The organism is Gracilimonas sp. (assembly GCF_035704785.1).
GTDB lineage: Bacteria > Bacteroidota > Rhodothermia > Balneolales > Balneolaceae > Gracilimonas.
In genome coordinates this window covers 1-4,682 of the sequence record NZ_DASSWP010000136.1, presented here as the reverse complement: position 1 = coordinate 4,682, position 4,682 = coordinate 1, and the positions used below count along the sequence as shown (strand labels likewise).

General features: G+C 42.0%; 4 protein-coding genes. 2 read left to right on the top strand and 2 right to left on the bottom strand.

The genetic code is table 11. The features are described from left to right. Positions 1-363: 363 nt before the first annotated feature. The gene (locus VFM80_RS08295) at positions 364-2,862 is read right to left on the bottom strand and encodes an efflux RND transporter permease subunit (protein ID WP_395071360.1); all 2,499 of its coding nucleotides are present in this window, start codon (positions 2,860-2,862) and stop codon (positions 364-366) included. 216 nt (positions 2,863-3,078) lie between these two features. Between VFM80_RS08295 and VFM80_RS08290 the strand changes: the two genes are divergently transcribed. Both VFM80_RS08290 and VFM80_RS08285 read left to right on the top strand, forming a co-directional pair. Further along, on the top strand, positions 3,079-3,558 hold the full coding sequence (locus tag VFM80_RS08290) for a hypothetical protein (RefSeq protein WP_395071359.1): 480 nt from the start codon (positions 3,079-3,081) through the stop codon (positions 3,556-3,558). A gap of 4 nt (positions 3,559-3,562) precedes the next feature. After that, positions 3,563-4,456 (top strand): hypothetical protein, encoded by an 894-nt coding sequence (locus VFM80_RS08285; RefSeq protein ID WP_395071358.1) that lies wholly within the window; start codon positions 3,563-3,565, stop codon positions 4,454-4,456. On the opposite strand, the gene VFM80_RS08280 is transcribed toward VFM80_RS08285, so the two are convergent. Then, the coding region (locus tag VFM80_RS08280; protein WP_395071357.1) for a DUF3047 domain-containing protein at positions 4,450-4,682 on the bottom strand (233 nt) is incomplete at its 5' end. The genes VFM80_RS08285 and VFM80_RS08280 overlap by 7 nt on opposite strands.

The following is a 4,682-nucleotide window of genomic DNA, read 5'->3' as shown; positions in this document are numbered from 1 at the left end:
AAGCTGCAAACTAGTTCAAAAGAGGAGACCAAAATCCATCCATCACCCCGCTATTTAGCGGAAAGATGGATTCCAGCCGTTCCCAGATTCAACTTTCGATGTTGCTTGTTCGAAGTTCCCCCCACCTTAGAAAAAGAGCATTCAGAAGATGATGAAATGCAGCGTTAAAAAAGAAATCAAACCGCTGATTAGCTAAGAAACAAGCAGTTCAGGGCAAGGAGCATTAATTTCTAACGGGGCCCACGTCATCAACAAAGGCGGAAACTACATCAAAAGCTCCGTAGATACCCACTAGGATCAGGTATAAAAAATGGTAGAATTTCTTTCAAAAAGAAACCCCAATTGGTTAGGGAAGTGTAGCCTTTAAAACCGTATCAAGTCCTTGTCTTCCAGCCACTGGATGAGGGCGGGCAGAAAAGTGATGGAGGTCAACAGGGTCATCCCAATTCCTATAACAGCCATGATACCGATGGATTGAAGTCCCGGGTGATTGGTGAAGAGTAATCCCGCAAAACCCAACATGGTCGTCAGGGACCCCATCGTGATATGCTGCCCCGTACTCGAAAGAACCTGCCACATGCTGTTCTTTCCTTCATCTCTGTAACGATGCGCAAGATGCACCCCGCTGTCTTCCCCAATTCCTAAAATTGCGGGTAATACTACCAGGTTATAAAAGTTGAACTGCAGCCCGATGATCATCATGATCCCGAACAGCCAGAGTAATCCCACAAGCAACGGTAACATAGCAATTAGAGACCAACGGAACGATCGGAAGGAAAACAGCATAAAGAAGTAAATAAAAACAAAAGTAGCGGCAACCATATAAGGACTTTCAGTCCGCATTAGATCCAGCATAGAAGCGGCTACAATAGAGGTGCTGGATGCATAGAACTCAGCCCCGCTTTGCAGGGTAACCACACTTACATCGTCTTTAAAAGCAATGGATTGTCGTCCGTCCGAGAGCCCTACCGACGGATAGATGATCACAAACCGCCCCACTTCCCCATCTTTGGTTATAAACCGGGATTTCAGATAGTCAGGTATTTGATCGAGTGAAACAGGTTCGGTGGTTTGTGAAGCCCGGCGGAGTTTATCTAACTCTTCATCTTCACGATCTACTAAAAACGGATCTTGCAACAACTCCCTGACATGTGCTATTTTCTGAAGCTTCTCTTCACTCTCTGCCTCGGAGTTTGGAAAACGTTCCTGAAGAGTTTCTACACTTTCTATAGTAGGTGAAACGGTATCCGTTCTGGCCCGTTCTTTCAGGATGGATGCGATCTGCTCTACTTGTTCATTCGTTTCTGCTACTATATAAGCGGGATTGCGTTTATTGGAATCCTCAACCTGTCGTGCAAATGATCTGAATTCTTCATATTCCGGAAATTTAGGTTCCAGCTCACTGAAGTCATACTGAAAGCTCAGGTTTCCGCTAAAACCTATAACAAAAGCCGAAGCTACCAACCCTGTTATTACAATAGTCCTGGCAAAAGGATAACGATGACCGCCGGTATCTTTCTCTTCTACCGAAGAGCTGCTAATCAAGATCCAGTTGAGTCGTTCATCCAGGATCACCAACAATGCAGGAAGGATGTATAGCATCCCAAAAAGAGCCAGTAAGATCCCGGTACCTGAAATAAAACCAAATTCTGAAAATCCCCGAAAATCTGCCAGCATGAGTATATAAAGTGCCGCTGCTGTTGTAAAAGCAGATACCACTATAGCTTCTCCGGTTTTTTCATTGGTTCTCATAATAGCCTCATAAGTACTAAGGCCGCTGCTCCACAATTCAATATAGCGGGCATAAAAGTGGATCCCGTAATCAATACCCAGTCCGAATAAGATCACAAACAATACCGAGGTCATGGTATTCAACACTCCCAAATAGAAATAAGTGATCCCGAAAGTCCATACCAAACTGATGAGCAGGGGAATTCCAATAACCAAAACCGGTACGGGTGACCTGATAATATGTGACCAAATCGAATATTTACCCACCCCTTTGGTTCCTTTACGGTAGTGCAGGTATTTTTTAATGAAAAAGTAAAACATCACAAGAAAGATCACACTGCTGATCCCGGTAGCAAAGCTTCCCAATACGTCGTCCATTATAGAGGTAATCTCCTCCAGATGCCTTTTTAACCTGCCCCCAAAGCGTACTTCCATTTCGGGGTGAAAAGATGCCGGATTCATAGACGCCAGCAATTCATCGTACTCCTGAAACATATCTTCAAGATATTGAATGTCACTTTTTGAGCCGGTTGGGAAGAACTTGACCACCATAATGGTGCTGTCCTCATTTATTGGATATTCTGAAGGGACAAGAGTGTTATAGCTTTCTTGAAAATTATCGGCGCGTTGATCTTCCTCCTCTTCTTCATTGCCCAGATCAAAATAAAAAGGATTGGCTTCCTCCTTTGCCTGCTCAATTTCATCCTCAAGCCAGCTGATAACGTCATTCAATTCCGATTTGCTAGCCAGATACAAGGCATTATCTTTTGTAAAATCTGTCTCGCGTTTGAACTCAGCTCTTTTAAAAAAGTAATCTTCATTACGGGGATAATAGAGCTCCAGAGATCTTTTGATCAGGTCTTCTGCAAATGCTTTATTTGCCTCAAAACTTGGAGAACTGATAACAACTTCCATATCCGTTTCTCCCCCAACGGTTTCATTGAGCTTTTGCAGGGCAAGAACATTGGGATTATCCTCAGGAAGAAGATGTGCAATATCGGTATCGATCCTTAACTGGAGTGCATAAAAACCACTTATTATGGCTAAAATAAAACATATAGACAGAACCCAATACGGATGAGAGTAATTAAACTTCAGAATGGGCTTAAATAATTTAAGTAGGTTTGTCATCTAAAATAAAGTGAGATACTGGATAAAAATTTTAAACTAAGAGCATTGTTGGTACAGCTAACAAAAATACATATTTTTATGTTCTTTTTTATTAGCGTGCCGATGATTTTAATTCTTTATACAAGCATGCTTCTGATCCATTACTAAAATTGCCATTAACTGATTAACTTTGAACTTAGACATTTATTCTCATCAACTTAATATAGAATTACTGAATTGACTGACTCATTCCAAAAACATAAAAAGATCTTACTGTATGTTTTGCTGGTTAACATCCTCCTTGTTGCATCACATGAAGGTGAATTTTGGCCCTTTTCTATTTTCCCTATGTTTTCTCAGGCCGGGAAAGAATGGTCACGTGGTGTTGTGGAGCAGGTAAGTGATTCCACGCGAGCTGATCTATGGCAAACCAAGCCCATCGAAGAGATCGAAGGCCGGATCTTGCCTCTTAAGAATTATGGCATACATGAAATTGATTTCGCGAACTTCATCACAAAGACCAAAGTATGGAATGAAGAAAGGTTGAATGGTATGCGCAGTACTTTTCAGATCGACCAATATCCGGGTGAGATGTGGCTTGCAACAAGGGTACGGGGATATATGAATGAAGAGGATTCAGTAGTGATCGAGGCCATTCCAATGTTTCTGTTCACAGCAGATACGACTATTAAGAATCCTAATATGTTTTCGGAGTGATCCTATGAAGTTATTGCAAAATCTGTTTCAGTTTGATGAACCTGACTCATTTGGTACTAAATTTCAGCTCAGGGCTTTTGAGTTTTTCACCGTGATCTATACCCTTATTTATACCTGGGAATGGGCTTTTTATATTCCCCGGCTCAGTGATGTTGTGCTTCCCCTCGGCCTTGCGAACTATATCGACATCAGTATTTTCTTTTCCAACTCGGTCTCGATCTACAATGCGATCCTTATCACCCTCTTCACCGTAACTCCTTTGCTTTTGAAAAAGGGACGCTGGATGTATGTTGTAGCATTTTTACTGTTTCATCTGCAACATGTGGCCCGGTTCTCTCAAGGGGAAATACCCCACAGTGCAAACCTTGTGGCATTTAGTTTAATGGGATTAGGCCTGGCTGCCTTATTCTTCAAGGGCATGAAAAAGGAACTCTCTTTTGCCTTTGGTTTTGCTTTGTTCTTCATGGGCCTCGGTTATACTTCTGCCGCACTAAGTAAATTGATTGCTACCGGAGTAACCTGGGTAGACGGCCACCACCTTTGGCTCTGGATGGGAGAGAAAAGCATTGACATCCTGTCTTTGCAGGGAGAATTTCAATACAACTGGCTACAGGAACTCGCCTTTCAAAGTCGTCTCTTAGCCACCTTAATTCTTGCATTTGGTTTGATCACCGAGTTATTAGGCTTCACCGTTTGGTTTAAAAAATTCCGGCCCTATATTATTATCATGCTGATCGGGATGCATGTCGGAATTGACATCACCATGAATATCTTCTTCAAAACTTTCACGATTCAGCTCATCATAATGGGATTTTTCTGGAACAGATATATAAATAAGATCCCCGGAACTGATAGATGGAATGAAAACAGCTTTATTAAAAAATGGCTGCTTTATTGATCCGTTTTTTTGGCAGGCTTTAGCATGATATCATCATAATCAGCAATTGCTGTTGACTTGGTGTTATCTGCATCACTCAGGATCAGGATAGCCATCGGCCTTTTAGGAGCTTTGTCACCAAACAACCGCTCATAGTCTTCCACGATATTTCGCTCAAAACGTATCCATTTCCCCATTTCATCCTCACCTGATTCTACCACCACGATCTTTTGATTCCCAAAGAATT